Source organism: Butyrivibrio sp. VCB2001 (genome assembly GCF_000423965.1).
Taxonomy (GTDB): domain Bacteria; phylum Bacillota; class Clostridia; order Lachnospirales; family Lachnospiraceae; genus Butyrivibrio.
In genome coordinates this window covers 55,812-76,048 of sequence record NZ_AUIZ01000002.1, presented here as the reverse complement: position 1 = coordinate 76,048, position 20,237 = coordinate 55,812, and the positions used below count along the sequence as shown (strand labels likewise).

At 44.2% G+C, this 20,237-nt stretch carries 20 protein-coding genes; 10 read left to right on the top strand and 10 right to left on the bottom strand.

Translation table 11 applies throughout. From position 1 onward, the window contains the following. From G589_RS18685 to G589_RS0103095, 7 genes are all read right to left on the bottom strand, one after another. Positions 1 to 555 carry a hypothetical protein gene (locus tag G589_RS18685; protein ID WP_035775248.1) on the bottom strand — a complete coding sequence of 185 codons (555 nt, stop codon included), beginning with the start codon at positions 553 to 555 and terminating at the stop codon, positions 1 to 3. Next, complete coding sequence (locus tag G589_RS0103120; RefSeq protein ID WP_026521073.1) at positions 555 to 1,064, bottom strand: DUF4860 domain-containing protein; 510 nt, start codon at positions 1,062 to 1,064, stop codon at positions 555 to 557. Before G589_RS0103120 ends, G589_RS18685 begins: the two co-directional genes overlap by 1 nt. A gap of 9 nt (positions 1,065 to 1,073) precedes the next feature. Further along, positions 1,074 to 1,409: a hypothetical protein gene (locus G589_RS0103115; RefSeq protein ID WP_026521072.1), complete on the bottom strand. Its 336-nt coding sequence runs from the start codon at positions 1,407 to 1,409 to the stop codon at positions 1,074 to 1,076. Between the two features lie 11 nt (positions 1,410 to 1,420). Further along, a complete protein-coding gene (locus G589_RS0103110) occupies positions 1,421 to 2,473 on the bottom strand; it encodes a type II secretion system F family protein (protein ID WP_026521071.1) in 1,053 nt (350 codons plus the stop codon). Between the two features lie 24 nt (positions 2,474 to 2,497). Continuing rightward, complete coding sequence (locus G589_RS0103105) at positions 2,498 to 3,403, bottom strand: transglutaminase domain-containing protein (RefSeq protein ID WP_242826407.1); 906 nt, start codon at positions 3,401 to 3,403, stop codon at positions 2,498 to 2,500. 111 nt (positions 3,404 to 3,514) lie between these two features. Beyond that, a complete protein-coding gene (locus G589_RS0103100) occupies positions 3,515 to 4,255 on the bottom strand; it encodes a GGDEF domain-containing protein (protein WP_026521069.1) in 741 nt (246 codons plus the stop codon). A gap of 45 nt (positions 4,256 to 4,300) precedes the next feature. Further along, positions 4,301 to 5,122 (bottom strand): histidinol-phosphatase HisJ family protein, encoded by an 822-nt coding sequence (locus G589_RS0103095; protein WP_035775245.1) that lies wholly within the window; start codon positions 5,120 to 5,122, stop codon positions 4,301 to 4,303. 213 nt (positions 5,123 to 5,335) lie between these two features. On the opposite strand from G589_RS0103095, the gene gap reads away from it, so the two are divergent. The 3 genes from gap (at position 5,336) to tpiA (ending at position 8,581) form a co-directional block, all read left to right on the top strand. Next, positions 5,336 to 6,367, top strand: a complete 1,032-nt coding sequence (gene gap, locus G589_RS0103090; RefSeq protein ID WP_026521067.1) for a type I glyceraldehyde-3-phosphate dehydrogenase — start codon at positions 5,336 to 5,338, stop codon at positions 6,365 to 6,367. 124 nt (positions 6,368 to 6,491) lie between these two features. Next, positions 6,492 to 7,730: a phosphoglycerate kinase gene (locus G589_RS0103085; RefSeq protein WP_026521066.1), complete on the top strand. Its 1,239-nt coding sequence runs from the start codon at positions 6,492 to 6,494 to the stop codon at positions 7,728 to 7,730. Between the two features lie 104 nt (positions 7,731 to 7,834). After that, positions 7,835 to 8,581: a triose-phosphate isomerase gene (gene tpiA, locus G589_RS0103080; protein WP_026519619.1), complete on the top strand. Its 747-nt coding sequence runs from the start codon at positions 7,835 to 7,837 to the stop codon at positions 8,579 to 8,581. Positions 8,582 to 8,669: 88 nt separating this feature from the next. Here tpiA and G589_RS0103075 read toward each other — a convergent pair whose 3' ends face one another. Next, positions 8,670 to 9,209: a hypothetical protein gene (locus G589_RS0103075; RefSeq protein WP_026521065.1), complete on the bottom strand. Its 540-nt coding sequence runs from the start codon at positions 9,207 to 9,209 to the stop codon at positions 8,670 to 8,672. A gap of 294 nt (positions 9,210 to 9,503) precedes the next feature. Between G589_RS0103075 and kduI the strand changes: the two genes are divergently transcribed. The 5 genes from kduI to G589_RS20875 all read left to right on the top strand — a co-directional run bounded on the left by kduI (position 9,504) and on the right by G589_RS20875 (position 14,856). Continuing rightward, positions 9,504 to 10,367, top strand: a complete 864-nt coding sequence (gene kduI / locus G589_RS0103070) for a 5-dehydro-4-deoxy-D-glucuronate isomerase (RefSeq protein ID WP_022769540.1) — start codon at positions 9,504 to 9,506, stop codon at positions 10,365 to 10,367. A gap of 199 nt (positions 10,368 to 10,566) precedes the next feature. Beyond that, on the top strand, positions 10,567 to 11,421 hold the full coding sequence (locus G589_RS0103065) for a gluconate 5-dehydrogenase (protein ID WP_026521064.1): 855 nt from the start codon (positions 10,567 to 10,569) through the stop codon (positions 11,419 to 11,421). Positions 11,422 to 11,451: 30 nt separating this feature from the next. Beyond that, on the top strand, positions 11,452 to 12,417 hold the full coding sequence (locus G589_RS0103060) for a bifunctional 4-hydroxy-2-oxoglutarate aldolase/2-dehydro-3-deoxy-phosphogluconate aldolase (protein WP_022769543.1): 966 nt from the start codon (positions 11,452 to 11,454) through the stop codon (positions 12,415 to 12,417). A gap of 56 nt (positions 12,418 to 12,473) precedes the next feature. Next, positions 12,474 to 13,499 carry a sugar kinase gene (locus G589_RS0103055; RefSeq protein WP_026521063.1) on the top strand — a complete coding sequence of 342 codons (1,026 nt, stop codon included), beginning with the start codon at positions 12,474 to 12,476 and terminating at the stop codon, positions 13,497 to 13,499. Positions 13,500 to 13,599: 100 nt separating this feature from the next. Continuing rightward, the gene (locus G589_RS20875; protein ID WP_051192143.1) at positions 13,600 to 14,856 is read left to right on the top strand and encodes an HD domain-containing phosphohydrolase; all 1,257 of its coding nucleotides are present in this window, start codon (positions 13,600 to 13,602) and stop codon (positions 14,854 to 14,856) included. On the opposite strand, the gene G589_RS0103045 is transcribed toward G589_RS20875, so the two are convergent. Beyond that, positions 14,857 to 16,350 (bottom strand): serine hydrolase domain-containing protein, encoded by a 1,494-nt coding sequence (locus G589_RS0103045; protein WP_026521062.1) that lies wholly within the window; start codon positions 16,348 to 16,350, stop codon positions 14,857 to 14,859. A gap of 117 nt (positions 16,351 to 16,467) precedes the next feature. On the opposite strand from G589_RS0103045, the gene G589_RS0103040 reads away from it, so the two are divergent. Both G589_RS0103040 and rlmD read left to right on the top strand, forming a co-directional pair. Next, on the top strand, positions 16,468 to 16,869 hold the full coding sequence (locus tag G589_RS0103040) for a hypothetical protein (RefSeq protein WP_026521061.1): 402 nt from the start codon (positions 16,468 to 16,470) through the stop codon (positions 16,867 to 16,869). A 53-nt stretch (positions 16,870 to 16,922) separates the two neighbouring features. Next, positions 16,923 to 18,080, top strand: coding sequence for a 23S rRNA (uracil(1939)-C(5))-methyltransferase RlmD (rlmD, locus tag G589_RS18675; protein ID WP_051192142.1), 1,158 nt, complete (start codon positions 16,923 to 16,925; stop codon positions 18,078 to 18,080). A 413-nt stretch (positions 18,081 to 18,493) separates the two neighbouring features. On the opposite strand, the gene G589_RS0103030 is transcribed toward rlmD, so the two are convergent. Continuing rightward, the gene (locus tag G589_RS0103030; RefSeq protein ID WP_026521060.1) at positions 18,494 to 20,131 is read right to left on the bottom strand and encodes a hypothetical protein; all 1,638 of its coding nucleotides are present in this window, start codon (positions 20,129 to 20,131) and stop codon (positions 18,494 to 18,496) included. Between the last annotated feature and the right edge of the window lie 106 nt (positions 20,132 to 20,237).

The following is a 20,237-nucleotide window of genomic DNA, read 5'->3' as shown; positions in this document are numbered from 1 at the left end:
TCATCTGCCCTCCTTTCCAAGGTAAGTGTCAACACTTACTGACATTATGATCCTCTTAGAATCGACAGGGACTTCAGGAGTAAGTTCCTCCAAACCTCTTATATCAATAACTGTAATTTCGCCTACTGCAGCCTTTCCGATAAGAGAGGCTCCATAGTCTGATACATCCGAATAAACCTTACTTGCATCTTCCGTGGTGATGCTGATGTTTGCAACATAGGAGGCATCTGCAAGACCGTTTACCTGATTCCACTTTTCATCAAAGAGAAGAACAAGGCTTCCGTCGCTCATGGAAGAATCCGATGTGGTATAGCTTATGACAGCATCAGGAAAGAGCTCTGCCATATCAGACAGTCGTCCTTTTTTGCCCTCAAAAGCTTCTGCAAGATTCTGGGTCCAAATGGTGGCGTTTGACAAATTCTCAGTTGTTTCAGCCATTAAATGGGCAGAGGCAAAAAGCCTTACGCAGACTGCTGCAGAAAGGGAGAAAAACATAATTGCCACTATTAGTTCCATGAGGAACAGACTTAAGCGCGAATTACTCCTCTGATCCATTAGTTACCTTCCGTACTTCTTTTTGTGATGTATAAAAAGTCTTCGGTTCCGTCTTCAAGTACTACTTCAATACTAAACATCCTGTCTGATACTTCTTCTATCTTGAGGGACTTTATATCCATGATCTTCTGGCCTGACTGGGGATATACAACTTCCAGCGAATCTCTTGCCATAAGCTCCATCAGATGCCCGTCAAAGTCGTAGATATAGGTGGTGTAGAGCTCGCCGTTTACTTCCTTGCTCATGGCAAGTACATTCTCGCCAAAAAGCTCTTTTACCCGTACTGTTCCGTTTATATCGGCCTGTCTTACCTTCTCTGTAATGTAGGCACTGGCAATCCTGTGGGAATTGTTACTTGCCATTGCAGAGACATTCTTTTGGTAAATGCTTGCGCCGATGGCAATAACCGACAATGCGCACAAAACAAAGAGCAGCATAAGGCATATGACAAAGACAGAATCTATTACATGTTTGTCTTTTTTCTTTGGTGTTAATGTCGTTTGTTCCATAAGCTTTTGTTACCTCAGGATAACGGTGTAATCAGGATAAAGATTTGCTGCAATGGGTTGATAGTCTACGAAAAACGTGTTCTTGTCATAGGTAAGGCCATAGTGCTGTTCCATATATTCAAGGCTTGGAGGGTACATTCCCTCTATGGCATAGCACTGGACAATATCCCTTGAAATGGCGTTCTCAAGAGATTCCTGCTGCTTTTCAATGGTGCTTCTTCCGGAGTACTCAACAGCCATCAGGAAGAAAGCCACAATAAGTGCAAATATTGCGACTGAGATCACCCTGTAAAATGCAGGAGAGAGTGTGAAAATGTGTTTTTCGTTATCAAATCTGTTAGCCATTTAAGACCTCTTTAACCTATGGTGGTCATTATTCCCATAAGCGGGAGAATTACTGACAAAAGGATCATTCCGACAATGAGAGAGAGAATGATTACCAAAGTGGGTTCAAGTACCGAAATGAGAGAGTAAATCCTGCGCTCGGTATCTTTCTCGATTCTCTCGGAAACCTGCTTCATGGCCTGATCCATGGAGCCTGACTTGAATCCGACTGAGACCATCTGTGCATAGAAGGATGTAAAGATTTCAGTCTTTTCAAGGGCTTCAGGGAAGCTGTCTCCATCGAGAAGGAGCTCTTTACACTGGTCGATCTTGTTCTTCATGTCATCATCGCCGGTAAGTTTTTTAACCAGGCCCAGGCCTTCGTAGGTATCCATACCACTGGAGAGCGTGAGCACCATTCCGCTGGCAAATCTCTCGAGCTCGATGTCGTGCATCAGCTTTCTTGTGGGGCCGAATTTTCTCATGAGCTTCTTGAAATTCTCTTTTCCCGCAGAACTTGAGAAGTAGAGGAAACACGCTGCGAATATCACAAGGATGACCACAAGGATAATGGAGTATTTGTTGAGGGCATTTCCCAGGGACAAAAGAGACTGTGCAAAGCCGCTCATGCTGGTACCGAGCTGGGCAAATACCTGCTCGAAGATGGGAAGTACCTTTGTTATAAGCACCAGTACGACGATCAGCATCATAAATACCATGATAAGCGGATAGCTCACGGCACTTCTTATGCTTGACTCGATATTTTCTTCTCTCTCGTAGTAGTCCGCCAGGGATTCCATTACGGTATCCATGTTTCCGGATTCCTCACCGATGGTGACCATGTGGACAACATAGTCAGGAAAGACCTCACTCATACTGAGGGCTACATGGAATTTTTCGCCGCTGTGGAGAACATTGCTGATGGCGCTGTAAACCTTTTTGGCGGATGCATCCTTGGTGTCCTGCTCAAGGATATCTATACCGTCAGCCGGCGCAATTCCTGCTCTTAGCAGCAGAGACATCTGTCTGCAAAAGCTTGAGATCTCATAACTTTTTAATTTGCCAAGTTTTGCTGTAGTGCCCATAAGTTCCTCCATCATGAACTCTTGTCAATAAATGTATTTTACGGAGTAGTTTGAACCGTCTCCGATGAACTCTTTTAAAGTCTTGTCTTTTGTGTTTGAAGCAAAGGTCGGATCCATCAGCGACCACTCGTTTCCGTCGAATTCGATCATACCGTTTACCCAGCCTACGTCTTCGATATAGGTGGACAGCCATGCGTGATACGCAGTTCCTGCGTAGCCGATCTCCATTCTGGTGGGGATTCTCTGGCTTCTTAGCATGGTGGTCATAAGGGCTGCATAGTCGAGGCAGATTCCGGTCTTGGTATAAAGAACTTCATCCACATCCGGAAGGTATCCGCTCTGGACGGTTTCAGCCTCCTCGTGGTCATAGGTGATGTTACTTATTATGTAGTTGTAAACTTCAGATACTACTTCAAGGTCCGAGTTACAGACATAGGCGAGATACTCGCTCTTAGCAACTGCCTCGTTGGAGTCGGTGAAATTTACGTACTGATTGGGATAAAGGAAAGGTGAAAACTCGTTGGTTATATTTACATCAAGCATCTGGCTGTAGGCCTGTGAATACTGGGTTCCTTCGATGTTCTCGAAGAGATTTACCATATATTCGCCGTTACCCTGCTGAAGAGGAAATACTTCTTCTTTGGGAATGCTGGAGATGTTATAGGTGTAGGTCACTTCTTTCGGACCTGTGATCTGGAGCTTTACCTTTGGAGAGTTTCCGTGGTAGGTTACAACAATGTAGCCCTCGGAAATATTGGAAGCATCCACCTTGGCGTATTCGTTTTCATAGACGACTTCGCCCGGTGCTTCGGGCACAAGACAAACAGGGGTGTTGTCACGGCTTCCCTTTACGCGCTCTGTATCCGGAACTTCCACATCGGGAGTGGGAGCGGGAGCGGCCTGATCGGAGGACTTTGAAAACTCAGCCACCGGATCATCTGCTTCTCCGCATCCGGAAAGGACAGTGACAATACCCAATATTAGGATGAGCAAACAGGATATTAGATTTTTCTTTTTCCTAAGAAAATCTCTTCTCATACGTTAAGAAAGTGTTAGAGGCATCTCGCGGATCCTCTTGTAGCCAAGGGAAATAAGGTCGGAAATACTATCTGCATGTTCATCGCAGTTAAGGATTTTAGTGTAGATGACTTCGATAGGTGTTCCGACTTTCATTTCGTTGTAGCCATGGATCCTCTTTGTGAGTTCAAGTAAAAACATATCGGCAGCAGTGCTGTCGCAGTTCTCAATAAGGATGATGAATTCGTTTCCCCCGTTTCTACCGACGTATCCGAAATTCGCACTTACATCTTCGAGGATGGTTGAGAATTCGGAGATAAGCCAGTTGCCGTTGTCATGTCCGTTTTCATCATTGGTGGAATCGAGGTTTCCAAGCTTCATCAGCATGAATCCGGCCATTGGAAGGCGCTGAGGGTTATTAAAACTTTCAATCAGAAGATCACAACTGTATCTGTTGGGAAGGCCTGTCAAGTGGTCAAGATACGCCATCTTGTTCAGGTGCCTTCCTATAGAAGCAGTCTTGGTCAGAATATAGAAATCAAACAGAATGGAAAAGACATACAGAACAAGGCAGATTCCGCCGACCACAAAAAAAGCGGGGGTCGACTTATCCGAAATCTGATGAAAGATCTCCTTGTCCCTGTGAAACAAAAAAGCCAGGACTATGGTAAGAATAGCAAGTATGATCAGAGAAATCATCTTATATACATAAACACTGTTATATACGTTAGTACGTTTACTCTTGTCATAAAATTCAGGCTTCATTTGAATCCTCCATATAGAATAATTGTACTATAAATATGTGCACTCTTAAAGTGCATGAGGAGTCGGAATTCTCTTTTCATAAGTGAAATATTCGTCAAAACCGCACGATTTTGCGATTTCGCACATTTTTTCAAAACCGCAGGCAACCTTCTGTGGTGTGTGTGCATCGGACCCTATGGTTATGATTCTGCCGCCCAGCTCTTTATATCTTTTTAGAACCTCGGGAACAGGATTTGGCAAAAGAGATATATCATTCCCCAAAAGCTTTGAATTAAAATCAAGACCCTTGTCATTCTTTATAAGGTAGAGCAGTATTTCATCGATCTGATCTGCAAAGCGCTCATAGCTATAAGTGGTATCACCTTTTGGCGCATATCTCGAGACATAGTCAAGGTGTCCCAAAACATCAAAGTCAGTAAAGAGCTTTATGTTTTCCAGGGTTTGCTCAAAGGTTCTTTTATAGATGTTCTCGGGAGTATTCCCGTCCCAAAAAGAAGGGTAGTAGGGATCCTTTTTATCAACAAGGTGGATTGAGGCGATGACAAAATCAAAGACGCCCTTTTTGACAAATTCGAGGTTCTCTTTTACGACCTGAGTCTGCATCCCGACTTCTACGCCAAAATGCATTTTTATCTTATCCGCATAGAGCTCTTTGTAATGAAGAAACTCATCCCTGTAGGAATCAACGTCAAGGATAAAGGGAAACTCCGGAAGATCGTAGCAGGTAGGGTAGTCCTCGTCCTGGTGCTCTGTGAAGCAAATCTCCTTAAGCCCTTTGTCTATAGCGCTTTTGATCATGTCCTCCATTAGAGCGTCGCTGTCTCCGGAGTTGTGTGTGTGCATGTGATAATCTGCTAAAATCGACATTTTGATTCTCCGTAAATTTGAGTGTAAAAGATCCAATTAATTCATATCGTCAGTTTACTAATTTTTTATTATATAATCTAGCATAAATTTAATATTCTCACTTGATTTATGGGCAAAAGTCGGATAGAATTGTAGGTGCTGATAAAAATTTATCAAGATAGATAATTTATGAAACAGCAACTCATATAAAATTCATTTTAGGAGGAACTTAAAATGGCAGTAAAAGTAGCAATCAATGGTTTTGGCCGTATCGGTCGTCTTGCATTCAGACAGATGTTTGGTGCAGAAGGTTACGAAGTTGTAGCTATCAACGATTTAACAAGCCCTAAGATGCTTGCACATCTGTTGAAGTATGACTCATCACAGGGACGTTACGTAGATCTCGGACACGAGGATGACGTAACAGCTGACGACGAGGCTGGAACAATCACAGTTAAGGGTAAGACAATCAAGATCTACAAAGAGCCCGATGCTAACAATTGCCCTTGGGGTGAGCTTGGCGTAGACGTAGTTCTTGAGTGCTCAGGCTTCTATACATCTAAGGAGAAGGCACAGGCACACATCAATGCCGGCGCTAAGAAGGTAGTTATCTCTGCTCCTGCAGGAAACGATCTTCCTACAATCGTTTACAACGTAAACCACACAACTCTTACAAAGGACGACAAGATCATTTCAGCTGCTTCTTGCACAACAAACTGCCTTGCACCTATGGCTAAGGCTCTTAATGATTACGCTCCTATCCAGTCAGGTATCATGTGCACAATCCACGCTTACACAGGTGACCAGATGATCCTCGACGGACCTCAGAGAAAGGGCGACCTCAGAAGATCACGTGCAGGTGCTGTTAACATCGTTCCTAACTCAACAGGTGCTGCAAAGGCTATCGGCCTTGTTATCCCTGAGCTTAACGGCAAGCTTATCGGCGCTGCTCAGCGTGTTCCTACACCTACAGGATCAACAACACTTCTGTTCGCAGTAGTTAAGAAGGCTGACGTTACTAAGGAAGCTGTAAACGCAGCTATGAAGGCAGCAGCTACAGAGTCATTCGGATACAACACAGACGAGATCGTTTCATCTGATATCGTTGGTATGAGATTCGGTTCACTCTTCGATGCAACTCAGACACTTGTTAACAAGGTTGATGATGATACATACGAAGTACAGGTTGTTTCATGGTATGACAACGAGAACTCATACACATCACAGATGGTTAGAACAATCAAGTACTTTGCAGAGCTTGGCTGATTAACCTCAAATACGAAATAGACTTTAACGAGGTCCGGTCCATATGGGCCGGACCTCATTTCTTTTTATCAAACTTCTAAAATAAAAGAATTTCTTTTAAATAAAAATCCAGGAGGAAAAAAATATGTCACTCAACAAAAAGTCCGTAGATGACATCAATGTTAAGGGACGTCGCGTACTTGTTCGTTGCGATTTCAACGTACCTTTAAAGAACGGTGAGATCACTGACGAGACAAGAATCGTAGCAGCACTTCCTACAATCAAGAAGCTGGTTAAGGATGGCGGTAAGGTTATCCTTTGCTCACATCTTGGTAAGGTTAAGAATGGCCCTAACGAGGGGGAATCTCTTGCACCTGTTGCTAAGAGACTTTCAGAGAAGCTTGGCAAGGACGTTAAGTTCATCAGTGATTACAACGTAACAGGTCCTACAGCAACAGGCGCTGTAGAGGCTATGAATGAGGGAGATGTAATCCTTCTTCAGAATACCCGTTTCAGAGGCAAAGAGGAGACTAAGCCTGAAGAGGCTGGTGAGGCTTTTGCAAAAGAGCTCGCTGACCTTGCTGATGACTATGTATGCGACGCTTTCGGATCAGCTCACAGAGCACACGCTTCTGTAGCAGTTGTTACAAAGTACATCAAGGAAAAAGGCGGAAACAACGCCGTTGGATACCTTATGCAGAAGGAAATCGACTTCCTCGGAAATGCAGTTGAGAACCCTGTAAGACCTTTCGTTGCTATTCTTGGCGGTGCTAAGGTTGCTGATAAGCTCAACGTTATCAACACTCTTCTTGACAAGTGCGACACACTTATCATCGGTGGTGGTATGGCTTACACATTCCTTAAGGCTAAGGGATACGAAGTTGGTAAGTCACTTCTTGACGAGACCAAGGTTGACTACTGTAAGGAAATGATGGAGAAGGCAGAGAAGGCCGGCAAGCAGCTTCTTCTTCCTGTTGATACAGTATGTATCGATTCTTTCCCTGATCCTATCGACAACCCTAACATTGCAACAACAGTTGTAGATGCTGACAAGATTCCTTCTGACAAAGAGGGTGCTGATATCGGACCTAAGACAATCGCTCTTTACGCTGAGGCTGTTAAGTCTGCTAAGACAGTAGTTTGGAACGGACCTATGGGCGTATTCGAGAACCCTGTTCTTGCAAACGGAACAGAGGAAGTTGCTAAGGCTCTTTCAGAGACATCAGCAACAACAATCATCGGCGGCGGCGACAGTGCAGCAGCTGTTAACCAGCTTGGCTACGCTGATAAGATGAGCCACATCTCAACAGGTGGCGGAGCTTCTCTTGAGTTCCTTGAGGGCAAGAAGCTTCCCGGCGTATATGCAGCTGACGATAAAGCGTGAACACTTAGTGAGGTTTTGTCGAACTTAGTGTGAACTCTGTTCTGGCGAGGGCCTGTGGCCCGAGAGCAGAACTTCCTTATGAATAAAAACTGGAGGATTACAAAATGGCACGTAGAAGAATAATCGCCGGTAACTGGAAGATGAACAAGACTCCCAGCGAGGCAGTAGCTCTTTGTGCAGAGCTTAAAGATCTTGTAAAGAATGATGACGTAGACGTTGTTTACTGCGTACCTGCTATCGATATCTGTGCTGTAGCAGAGGCAGTTAAGGGCACAAACGTACACGTTGGTGCTGAGAACTTCTACATCGTAGACAGCGGTGCATTCACAGGAGAGATTTCAGCTCCTATGCTTAAGGATGCAGGTGTTGAGTACGTTATCATCGGACACTCAGAGAGAAGAGATATCTTCGGCGAGAACGATATCCTTATCAACCAGAAGGTTAAGAAGGCATTTGCATCAGGCCTTACACCAATCCTTTGCTGTGGTGAGTCCCTTGCACTTCGTAAGGCTGACACATACAAGGAATGGATCGAGAGACAGATCACATGGGATCTTAGCGGAGTAACAGCTGATCAGGTTAAGAAGCTTGTTATCGCTTACGAGCCTATCTGGGCTATCGGAACAGGCGAGACAGCAACAGCTGATCAGGCTGAAGAAGTTTGCGGACTTATCCGTGAGCTCATCGCTAAGCTCTATGACCAGGCTACAGCTGATGAAGTTCGTATCCAGTACGGCGGATCAATGAACGCCGGCAACGCTGCTGAGCTTCTTTCAAAGCCTAACATCGACGGTGGTCTCATCGGCGGTGCTTCACTTAAGCCTGACTTCGGCAAGATCGTTAATGCATAATTACTGAAGTGATTAAAAAAGGTGCCATCCCATAACAGGGATAGCACCTTTTTATTTGCACTATTTTAAGTTCGGGGGTAGGCTAATATCAGCCACCAAGTGTTTTGCTTACATACTCTCTTGATGCTGTTTCATCGAGCTCAACAGCGTCATAGACATTTCCTTCGGGATCAACGATGATTCCTGTAACAAGGTCATCATTGAAGTAGTAGCCGTACTCAGACATACCACCGATGAGCTTGACATAGGTCTGACCGTCTGCTGTCTGTGCATCCTCTGTTGTCCACATACCGTAATCGAGAGTTCCTTCATCTGAGAGAATATAAATGATATCTCCGTTGTCGTTTCTGAACATGCAGAGTTCAATCTTTTTAGCTGCATCATCAGCTGTCTTAAGACCACCCATATAAGTGAGTGTTGCCTGAACTGCTTCGATCTGGTCCTCTACACTCATCATGCCGCCGTCATCTTCGGCAGTTTCGTTGACCTCTTCAGCACCTTCAGTAACCTGCTCTGTGGTTTCTGCCACTTCCTGCTTAACGTCTTTGTTTCCGCATGCTGCCAGTGAAAGGCACATGGTTGCTGCAACAATACCTACTACAATTCTTCTGATCACGTTGTTTTTCATAATGTCTCCTCCTCACAAGAAATAATCAGTTACAATAGTTTTGAATTCTAGCACTATATTTTGTATGTGTATAGACAATATGCGGAATATTTAGAAAAAGTTTCTTTTTTGCAACTTTTGCAATGTAAAACTTATTAGTACATGTTAAAATGTAAAATATATGAAAGCACTTACATATGGTCAAGATTTGCAACTTTTTGATGAAATAATGAAGTGAAAATGAATATTGTTTACATTATGATGATAATGTAATTTACATAACATAAATCCAAATTGTAGTAACGGGAGGGTTATATGGAACTTAGAACAGCATGTTCACCCAAGGATGAGAAGTACTATGACACAGCCAGACTTCGCAGCGAGTTCCTGATCGATGACCTGTTTCAGCCTGATGATATCAAGCTTGTTTACAGTCATATAGACAGGATCATTACAGGTTCAGCAGTACCGGTTAACAAAGAGCTGAAGCTTACAGCAGGAGATGAGCTCAGAGCTGAGTATTTCCTTCAGAGACGTGAGATGGGTGTCATCAATATCGGTGGCGCAGGAGTGATCACCATCGATGGCAAGAAGTACGAGGTTGATTATAAGCAGGGCATGTACATCGGAATGGGAGCAAAAGACATCTCTTTTGCCAGCAAGGATTCTGCAAAGCCTGCCAAGTTCTACATCAACAGCGCACCGGCTCACAAGACATATCCCACAGTTCTCATTAAGAGAGAGGGAACACCTGAAGAAGGCGTTGTTATCATCAAGGATGAAAACAAGAAAGAGCTTGGAAGCCTCGAGCAGGCTAATCACAGAGTTATCAACAAGTACATTCTTCCCGGTCAGGTTGAGACCTGCCAGCTTGAGATGGGCATGACAGAGCTTAAACCCGGATCGGTATGGAACACAATGCCATGCCATACACATGACAGAAGAATGGAAGTTTATCTCTACTTCGATATCCCTGAGGATGCACTTGTTATGCACTTTATGGGCGAACCTACAGAGACAAGACACATCATCATGAGAAACGAGCAGGCTGTTATCAGCCCAAGCTGGTCAATCCACTCAGGATGCGGAACACAGGCCTACACATTTATTTGGGGAATGGTAGGAGAGAACCAGGATTTCGACGATATGGATGACTGCGCAATGCAGGATCTGAAGTGATATAGGGATTCAAAGTCATGAAAATTTCATGTTTACATGATAATTTGCATGACCTTGAAGACCGAACATACATGAGGAAAGAAGATGCGCGTCTTTATGCGGATCGATTTCCGAATGTATGTAGCATGTCGAGAACGCAGTGGAGACATGCGAATATCACTGTTAACTTAAAATATTATTATTTAGGAGGGTATATATAATGTCAGACTTTTTAAAGAACTTTTCACTTGAGGGTAAGGTAGCGTGGATCACAGGCGCATCATACGGCCTCGGACTTGCATATGCAGTAGCTTATGCACAGAGCGGAGCTAAGATCGTATTCAACGATATCAACCAGGAACTTGTTGACAAGGGACTTGCTGAGTACGAGAAGAGAGGAATCAAGGCTTTCGGTAAGGTTTGTGATGTAACCAAGGAAGATCAGGTTCAGGCATTTGTTGCAGCTGTAGAGAAGGAAGTTGGAACAATCGACATTCTCGTTAATAACGCAGGTATCATCAAGAGAATCCCTATGCATGAGATGAGCGTTGAGCAGTGGAACCAGGTTATCGACGTAGACCTTACAGGTCCATTCATCTGCTCAAAGGCAGTTCTTCCTGCAATGATGGAGAAGAAATCAGGTAAGATCATCAATGCATGCTCAATGATGTCTGAGTTCGGACGTGAGACAGTATCTGCTTATGCAGCTGCCAAGGGCGGACTTAAGATGCTCACAAGAAACATCTGCTCTGAGTATGGTCAGTACAACATCCAGTGCAACGCTATTGGACCCGGCTACATTGCAACACCTCAGACAGCTCCTCTTCGTGAGAAACAGCCTGATGGATCAATGCATCCATTCGACAGATTCATTCGTTCAAAGACACCTGCTCAGAGATGGGGCAGAACAGAAGACCTTATGGGACTTGCAGTATTCCTTGCTTCTCCTGCTTCTGATTTCATCAACGGCCAGGTTGTTTATATCGACGGCGGTATCTCAGCTTACATCGGACAGGATCCAGGAAACCTTGATCCTTCCAAGTTCACAGATATCGACGAGAGCACAGCACAGTAATTATTTTTTATAAAAGAAAGGCATAAGAACATGGATAAGATTTGTGAAGAACTTTATAAGATTGGTATTGTTCCTGTAATCGCAATTGACGATGCTAAGGACGCTGAGCCTCTTGCTCAGGCACTTATTAACGGAGGACTTCCTGCAGCAGAGGTTACATTCCGCACAGCTGCTGCTGAGGAAGCAATTAAGATCATTTCAACAAAATTCCCTGAGATGATCGTTGGTGCAGGTACAGTGCTCAATGCTGAGCAGGCTGACAGAGCTAAGGCTGCAGGCGCTAAGTTCATCGTAAGCCCCGGCTTTAACAGAGCAAACGTTGAATATATTCAGTCAATCGGTGTACCGGTTGTTCCCGGAACAGCTACACCCGGTGAGGTTGAGCAGGCTATTGAGCTTGGTCTTGACTGCGTAAAATTCTTCCCTGCTGAGCAGAATGGCGGAATTGCCAAGATCAAAGCTATGGCAGCACCTTATACCAAGATGCACTTCATGCCTACAGGTGGTGTAAATAAGAACAACTTAAATGACTACCTCAGCTTTGGCAAGGTATTCTGCTGCGGCGGAAGCTGGATGGTTAAAAAAGACCTTATCTCAGCCGGCAAGTTCGATGAGATCGAGGCAATGACAAGAGATGCTGTAAATGCAATGCTTGGCTTTAAGCTTAAGCATATCGGTATCAACCAGGATAGCGCAGAGGCTGCTGAGTCTGTTGCAGATAAGTTTGATGCACTCTTTGGTCTTACCAAGAAGGTTGGCAATTCCTCTGTATTTGCAGGTTCAGCAGTAGAGGTTATGAAGTCAAAGGGCCGCGGAACATGCGGACATATCGCTATCGGCTGCAACAACATCGACAGAGCAGTATATCACCTTGGAAGACAGGGCGTTAAGTTTGATGAGACATCTTTCTCATACGATGCAGATAATCATCTTAAGGTTGCATATCTTGCTGATGACTTTGGCGGATTTGCTGTTCACCTTGCTAAGAACGACTGATTTAAGTGAACAATAAAAAAATTTATTTACACAGTTATATATGAAAGGAATAAGCTATGGCAAAGAAAGTTGTTACATTTGGTGAGATCATGCTGCGTCTGCAGCCCGATAATTACTTAAGATTCGTTCAGGTTGATCACCTGGAGGCTACATTCGGAGGCGGAGAGGCAAACGTATCTGTTTCTCTTGCAAACTATGGACTTGATTCAGTTTATGTTACAAAGCTTCCTAAACATGAGATTGGACAGGCTGCTGTTAACTCTCTTAGAAAGTACGGCGTTGACACATCCAAGATCACAAGAGGCGGTGACAGAGTAGGTATCTACTTCAACGAGAAGGGTGCTTCTCAGAGAGGTTCAAAGTGCATCTATGACAGAGCACATTCAGCAATTGCTGAGGCTGTACCTGCAGACTTCAACTGGGATGAGATCTTTGACGGAGCAGAGTGGTTCCACTTCACAGGTATCACTCCCGCTGTAAGCGACAGCCTTGCAGCAATCACACTTGAGGCTTGTAAGAAGGCTAAAGAGCACGGCCTTACAGTATCCTGCGACCTTAACTACAGAGGTAAGCTCTGGAGCAAGGAGAAGGCAGGCAAGGTTATGGGAGAGCTCTGCAAGTATGTAGATGTTTGCATCGCTAACGAAGAGGATGCTAACGATGTATTCGGTATCGCAGCTTCTTCAACAGATGTTACAACAGGTAAGCTCAACAGAGAGGGCTATATCGAGGTTGCTCAGAAGCTTACAGAGAGATTCGGCTTCAAGAAGGTTGCTATCACACTTCGTGAGTCCATCTCAGCTAATGACAACAACTGGAGCGCAATGCTCTATACAGACGGAGAGGCTTACTTCTCCAAGAAGTATGCACTTCACATTGTTGACCGTGTAGGTGGCGGAGATTCCTTCGGCGGCGGACTTATCTACAGCTGCGTAAACGGATTCGGACCTCAGGAGACAATCGAGTTTGCTGTAGCTGCTTCAGCTCTTAAGCACTCCATCGAGGGCGACTTCAACCTTGTAACAGTTGATGAGGTTAAGAAGCTTGCAGGCGGAGACGGCTCAGGACGTATCCAGAGATAATCAAAATAAAAATTAAAAAAACATTAAAAAGCGTCATCTGTATTTCACACAGAGGCGCTTTTTTTGTATAATTTAATATGCAGAAGAATGCGAGGTTTTTATGAAACTGGACAAGACTACAGAGACACTGCTGGTATTTCTTGCAGTGTTTGTCACGCTGATAACTGCATATTTGGTTGAACAGGTATGTGCAGACAATAATGTATCTTCAGAGTACGCCATCGATATGAGCCTTACGGGAGCAAGGCTTTCTGATGGTGTCTATGCTTCTGTGGCCAAATCCGAGGAAAATCTAACCAGAAACCGCTATATCGCTAAGTATGAGTTTGAGATTCATAACGATAGCAATGTCAATATCAGCAACTGGGCTGCATACATAACAGTTCCAAAGGACACTGAGATAACCAATTTCTGGGGAGTTGAGGCCAACATAGAAAAAGGAAGGCTCATATTTACCCCTGAGTTTTATAATCTCTCTTTTTCCAAGGGGGACAGCTTAAGCTTTGGAGTAGTACTAAACACCCAGAAGAGCTTTTATCCGGAACAGATCAGCTTCAGGGGCTATAAGAGCGGAAATTCAGGAGGTGTATTCAGCAAGATAATCTATGGAGCTTTCATTATCTGGGCAGCTCTGTTTGTAGGATTCTTTGTATCAAACTTCAATCTTAAGAACTACCGCGAGAAGCAGAAGAATGACGTGCGTATCATCCTTCAGTCAATGAATACCTTCATCAGTTTCATTGATGCAAAAGACCCTTACACCAGGGGACATTCCAGAAGAGTGGCCATGTATGCTGCGGAGATCGCAAAGAGAATGCGTCTGTCTGAGGATGAAGTACAGAACATTTACTATGCAGGACTCCTCCACGACGCAGGAAAACTTAGCGTTCCCGATGCAGTGCTAAATAAGCCCGGAAAGCTCACAGACGAAGAGAGAAAGCTCATTCAAGACCATACTGTGGCCGGTGGAAAGATGCTTAAGCAGATGTCATCGCTTCGAGGAATCAGAGAGACAGCTCTTTACCATCACGAGAGATATGACGGAACCGGTTATCCTGAGGGCCTAAAAGGTGATACCATTCCGCTTTATGCAAGGATTGTCGGCGTTGCAGACTCCTATGACGCCATGTCCAGTAACAGAGTATATAGAAGGCACCTTAACAAAGATGAGATAATAGAGGAAATCCAGCAAGGTTCAGGAACACAGTTTGATCCAAACATTGTCCCGTTCATGGTGGATATGATCAACGACGGATATGTAAACGTAGTTAAGATGGAAACTGCAGATAATGACACCGGCAGAAGCGACTTCCATCTGACGGAAGACGACATCCCCGGCGTCTACATGGGATTCTGATCAGCAGCCGTAGAGGTGGCCATCGAATTCTTTGAAATATGTCTCCTCAACTTTTTTCATAAAGACAGTGAGGTCGTCATTTCCAAAGTAAAGTTCAAAGCGGACAGAACCCACCGATTCTCCTATGAGGTGGAACCTGATATATAGGACATTTCTTCTAAACCATAAGGCTCCGGCTGTGTATTTGCAGTCGTAGATGGGGAAAGTGCCATCTGCCATATCATTTATACCAAAGTAGAGCTTAAGGGCATTCTCGGGAAGCGAGGATGCCTTTTTTTTATCCTTGTAAGTAAAAGTCAGGAACGAAGGACCATCCGAATTTAAGCTGACCTCTAGGGTATCAAATCCCTGAGGATTTTCTGCAAGCTTATACACCCTGTTAAGATCGCCATAACCAGCAGGAGCATCTTCTCCTGTATGAGTATAGCCGTAGTTTTCAGGAAGCCTTGGCGGCGCAATTCTAAGGCTCTCTGCGTAAGATAACAGGTCTTCGTAAGCTCTTTTACCATCATCGGTTACGGCGCTGCTTCCAAGGAGATTCTCATAAAGCGCATCGTAGATAACCTGATTTCCACCGGCCATTCCCTGAGTGTCGGCAGTGGTCACGATCAGCATGTTCTCTTTAGGAAGACTGATGCCGAGCTGACCGCCCATTCCGTAGAGCACAAATCCGCCCTTCTCATTCTGCCAGATCTGCATGCCATAGCCTTGTGCTTCACTTGGGATAGGCGCTGTGGGAAGAGAATCGCTGATGTTTGCAGTGGCTTCCTGAGCAAACTCTTTTGGCAAAAGAGATCTCGTTACGCCATCGCTACATACAACAGTTCCGCCTTTGTGAAGCAGATACAGGATCTTAAGAAGATCCATAGGAGTTGCCATAAGGCCGCTTCCGCCCATGGATACTCCAAAAGGGTCTTTTACCATATAAGAATCCGCGGAAAAATCAAGATAGTTAAAAGCCTTTTCCTTCAGATAATCAAGCATGGGCATTCCCGTGAGCTTCTCTGTAAGTGCGCACAGTGTGTGGGCTGCGGAGGTGTCGTAGTGGAAAATGGTCCCGGGCTTATGCGTCGGTGCAACTTTAAAAAAGCTCTCCACCCAGTCGGATTTCATATCAACCTTGTAGGTGGTGGAAGCGTGGCAGGTGCGCATCTGGAGCATGTTCCTTATTGTGGTCTGCCTGATCCAGGGATGAGTGTTCTCGTCCGTATATTCGGGGAAATAGTCCGTTATTGAAGCATCGAAGGAAAGCTTGCCCTCCTCCTGCAGTAGCGCTATCGCCATGGCTGTTATACTCTTACTTACGGAAAAGAGCCTGTGAAGAGTATCAGCTGTATAAGGAGCATAGTACTTTTCAAAGATCAGCTTATCGTCCTTCATGATAAGGAGGCTGTGCATCGGAACGTCCTTCTGATCCAGTCTTTCAAGAACATTTTTTATGGCTTTAGAGGACATCCCGACATTTTCGGGAAGTGTTTTTTCAAAAGTGAACATAAGGTTTTCTCCATGTTTTTGATAAAATAAGTATAGCATAAACTGCTTGTGTTTCTTGAAAGAATGCGCTTTCTGGGTTATAATCTAATATTAGTTAGAAAATAAAGTGAGGTTTATATGTCTTCTATTATCCAGAACAATCAGGTCTTTAATAATGAAGTACCCTTCTGCAGGGTATATAGCGTAGAGAGCAAGAAGCAGCTCGAAGAGAGGTTTTTGGCACATCGTATCTCTTACTTTATCGAGTGGCAGGACAAATCAATTCTTCAGAGGCTCTTCGACAGAAAGGGCAGCAAGATAGTCTGCACCTTCAGGATCAATAAGGGTGACCTTTTGAGGGCCAAAGAGCTTTCTCAGGGAATCGAGGGTATCAAGTACAAGGATTACGGCGAACTCAAGAATACAGAGCGCATCCGCAGAAGAAGCGAAGCGGTTAAGGAAGAGGGCACAGGTCTTGAAATGCCGGAGCTCAGATTCGAGAACAAGATCGGCGATACTGAAGATAACGAGAAATTTTAAAATAGAGCAGGGGATTTATTTCTCCTGCTTATTCTTTGCGTAAAGGAGAAAATATGGCAGAGAAAAAAACAACTAAGAGCAGATGCCCTGTGTTTAAGAAGTGCGGAGCATGTCAGATGATCGACACTCCTTATGAGACACAGCTTCGTAAAAAGCATGCACATGTTGCGGAGCTTTTAAAGCCATACTGCAAGGTGGAGTCCTTCATGGGCATGGAGAGTCCCGAGCACTACAGGTGCAAGGTTCATGCGGTCTTTGACCATGACAGAAAGGGCAATCCTATAACCGGAATATACAGAGAAGGCTCCCACGAGGTTGTGCCTGTTGATAGCTGCCTTTTGGAAGACCAGAAAGCCGATGCGATCATTGCAACTATACGAGGAATGCTTAAGTCCTTCAAGATCAAGACTTTTGATGAGGACAACGGATACGGTCTTCTTCGCCATGTGCTGATAAGGATAGGTAAGAACACGGGAGAAATCATGGTTGTACTGGTTACCGTGTCACCTGTATTCCCGTCCAAGAATAACTTTGTTAAGGCTCTTAGAAAAGAGCATCCGGAGATCACCACGATCGTTCTTAATGTAAATGATAAGCAGACCAGCATGATCCTTGGAGATAAGGAAAAGCCTATCTATGGACCGGGATTCATCTATGACATTTGCTGTGGTATGAAGTTCAAGATATCACCGAAGTCTTTTTACCAGGTTAATCCTATTCAGCAGGAAGTGCTGTACAAGACTGCAATCGAAATGGCTGATCTATCAGGTGATGAAGTTGCCATGGACTGCTACAGCGGAGTTGGAACCATCGGCCTTATAGCAAGTCCTCATGTAAAAGAGGTCATCAGTGTTGAACTTAACAAGGATGCAGTAAAAGATGCAATCCTCAATGCTAAGATCAATGAAGTAAAGAACATTACATTCTATCAGAATGATGCCACTGTATTTATGCAACAGATGGCAGAATCCGGAGATAAAGTCGACCTCGTGTTCATGGATCCTCCAAGGTCAGGATCTACGCCGGAGTTTATCAGGTCGCTGATAGCTCTTTCTCCCAAGAAGGTAGTGTACATATCCTGCAGCCCGGATTCGCTGGCCAATGATCTTAAGCTCATTACCAAGGGAGGATACAAGGTTAAAAGAGCTGTTCCCGTGGATATGTTCCCATTCACGAGAGGCTCAGAAGTGGTATGCTTACTAACTAAATGAACTACCATCACCGATGTTATCGGAAATGGTTTCTACAATACCTTACGGTATAGTAAGGCACATTCACGGTGCCGCTACTCCGTCGGGAAATCCCTTCGGCATACTTTAAGTGTTATATATGCGCTTGTGGCGCTTGGGAACTAAACACCTTGTATATTTTACGCACCACAGGTTCTTGGTTTATTAGATTCGTGGTGCAACCTCATATATACAGTTTTCAACGTCCGATATGCTTATTCTATCACGAACAAAGGTTCGAGTAAAGCGATTCATCCCACAACCGAACTCTTCGGGGACTCTTCGGGACTCTTCGGAACTTCGGAAGGGGTTTTCTCGCGCGTTATTTATAACATAAAAAAAGAGGTAACAGCGCTTTGCTGCTACCTCTTTATAGTTTGTTTATTGATTTCGTATTACTGAGCGCTGTTTCCGAATACTGCAAGAAGGTTTAAGAAACCGCAATATCCGTTCTCGTCAAGAAGGCTCATTACATCGTATCCGGCAGGAACAGTTGCTGTGACCTTCTCACCGTTTACAGGGAATACTACTTCAAGAAGAATGTCGCTTCTCTCAGCGAGTGCTTCCATCATCATTTTGTCAAAGCAGCTTGGGATTGAAGTCTCAAGTCTTACGATGGCATTCTTTGGAGCTTCCTTCATTGTTCTGATGAAGGCCTCTTTATACTCAAATGCTGTAAGAGGACCGCCTGCAATCTTTACAACAGGTCTTGATGCATAATCAACAACTTCTGTAGCCATGCCACCGTCTCTTGATGCACCGAGAACGTCAGGAAGTGAATTGTTTGTTACTGTGAATGTTGCAAAGATGAATGGCTCAAATGTCTCCTCTGAGTCCTGATGTTCTTCATAAGAAGCAGCGGGAGATGATACATTTATAAGTCTTGCTGAAAGAGTGATTCCACCCTTGCCGTTTGTAAGTCTGATTGTGTATGTACCGTCGCCGTTAGGAGTGATCTCTACATTGCTACCTGCTGTAAGCTCATAACCGGCATTAACAGCTACTGTGAAAGCATTCTGAAGTGTTGTTGTCAGAAGTGCCTCCTGTGCAGTTGACTTATTTGCGTTCTTATCGTAAGAAATCTTGGTTACTGTTGTCTGCTTAAGACCATCGTTTACGGTGATGATACCTGTAGAGTTGTTCTTTACAATATACTGGATATTGTTTCTGAGATATTCCTCAAGTGAAGGATCCTCAACTATCTGGCCGTTTTCATCGGCTGTCTTTGCAACGATGGTATCATTTGCAAGTTCGTAAACAACGATGGTAGGAAGATCATCAGTTGATAACTGATATAATGCATTACCCTGATCATCTTTTGCAGAATTCAGCTCAACACTTACTCCAACAGGAGCATCTACTGTGCCTTCAACTACGATGAGATTTTTGTTGTTTCCATCGCTTGTCACATCAACTCTGTCAGGACATGAGCAGTTATCACCGGCTCCGCAGTTATCCCCGCATCCGCAGATGTGTGTCTTGCCGGCCTGTGTGTTCTGTGTGACAGTTACTTTGATACCGGTAGTATTGGCGTTTACATCCCCATTAACAATAATGGTAGATGTTCCATCTGTTGTTATACCTGAAGCATTTGCTGATACATTGCCGCCATCTATAAGGTAGCTATCACCTGTGGCATTAAGACCTGCTCCGGTTCTGGCTGTAATGTCTCCACTTACAACAGTGGTACCGTTTACGAATGCTCCGGCACCGCTTGCACCTTCGCCGTTTCCGTTAAGGACAGCTGTTCCGTTTGTGTGGCTTGAGATGGTGCGCCAGCTATCATTGACATTTAAAGAATTACCGTTTTCTACGACAAGGGTCCCCTCACCCTCTGCGTAAACTGTTGAGTTCTGGCTTCCATCGTTGATGACATCACCGTTGTGAATGGTGGTTTCACCTGTGTTTTCCTGCCAGGTTTCTGTTGTTGTGGGATACTGAGTATCCTCTGCGCATACTGTTACAGCAGGAGCAAATGCCATAGACATGGCGATTGTAACAGCGCACAAGTTGATTAGATTCTTTTTGTACATTATTTCTCCTCCTTAAATACAACCGAGTTAAAAATTTAACACAATAGCAAAATTATTTCAATGATTTTTATTTCGTTTAAAACTTAATTTCATTTAATTTTGTATA

Bases quoted from the DNA above. Each gene is read 5' to 3' on its own strand.
- G589_RS18685 (WP_035775248.1), bottom strand. From the start codon at position 555: ATGGATCAGAGGAGTAATTCGCGCTTAAGTCTGTTCCTCATGGAACTA.
- G589_RS0103120 (WP_026521073.1), bottom strand. From the start codon at position 1,064: ATGGAACAAACGACATTAACACCAAAGAAAAAAGACAAACATGTAATA.
- G589_RS0103115 (WP_026521072.1), bottom strand. From the start codon at position 1,409: ATGGCTAACAGATTTGATAACGAAAAACACATTTTCACACTCTCTCCT.
- G589_RS0103110 (WP_026521071.1), bottom strand. From the start codon at position 2,473: ATGGGCACTACAGCAAAACTTGGCAAATTAAAAAGTTATGAGATCTCA.
- G589_RS0103100 (WP_026521069.1), bottom strand. From the start codon at position 4,255: ATGAAGCCTGAATTTTATGACAAGAGTAAACGTACTAACGTATATAAC.
- G589_RS0103095 (WP_035775245.1), bottom strand. From the start codon at position 5,122: ATGTCGATTTTAGCAGATTATCACATGCACACACACAACTCCGGAGAC.
- gap (WP_026521067.1), top strand. From the start codon at position 5,336: ATGGCAGTAAAAGTAGCAATCAATGGTTTTGGCCGTATCGGTCGTCTT.
- G589_RS0103085 (WP_026521066.1), top strand. From the start codon at position 6,492: ATGTCACTCAACAAAAAGTCCGTAGATGACATCAATGTTAAGGGACGT.
- tpiA (WP_026519619.1), top strand. From the start codon at position 7,835: ATGGCACGTAGAAGAATAATCGCCGGTAACTGGAAGATGAACAAGACT.
- G589_RS0103075 (WP_026521065.1), bottom strand. From the start codon at position 9,209: ATGAAAAACAACGTGATCAGAAGAATTGTAGTAGGTATTGTTGCAGCA.
- kduI (WP_022769540.1), top strand. From the start codon at position 9,504: ATGGAACTTAGAACAGCATGTTCACCCAAGGATGAGAAGTACTATGAC.
- G589_RS0103065 (WP_026521064.1), top strand. From the start codon at position 10,567: ATGTCAGACTTTTTAAAGAACTTTTCACTTGAGGGTAAGGTAGCGTGG.
- G589_RS0103060 (WP_022769543.1), top strand. From the start codon at position 11,452: ATGGATAAGATTTGTGAAGAACTTTATAAGATTGGTATTGTTCCTGTA.
- G589_RS0103055 (WP_026521063.1), top strand. From the start codon at position 12,474: ATGGCAAAGAAAGTTGTTACATTTGGTGAGATCATGCTGCGTCTGCAG.
- G589_RS20875 (WP_051192143.1), top strand. From the start codon at position 13,600: ATGAAACTGGACAAGACTACAGAGACACTGCTGGTATTTCTTGCAGTG.
- G589_RS0103045 (WP_026521062.1), bottom strand. From the start codon at position 16,350: ATGTTCACTTTTGAAAAAACACTTCCCGAAAATGTCGGGATGTCCTCT.
- G589_RS0103040 (WP_026521061.1), top strand. From the start codon at position 16,468: ATGTCTTCTATTATCCAGAACAATCAGGTCTTTAATAATGAAGTACCC.
- rlmD (WP_051192142.1), top strand. From the start codon at position 16,923: ATGGCAGAGAAAAAAACAACTAAGAGCAGATGCCCTGTGTTTAAGAAG.
- G589_RS0103030 (WP_026521060.1), bottom strand. From the start codon at position 20,131: ATGTACAAAAAGAATCTAATCAACTTGTGCGCTGTTACAATCGCCATG.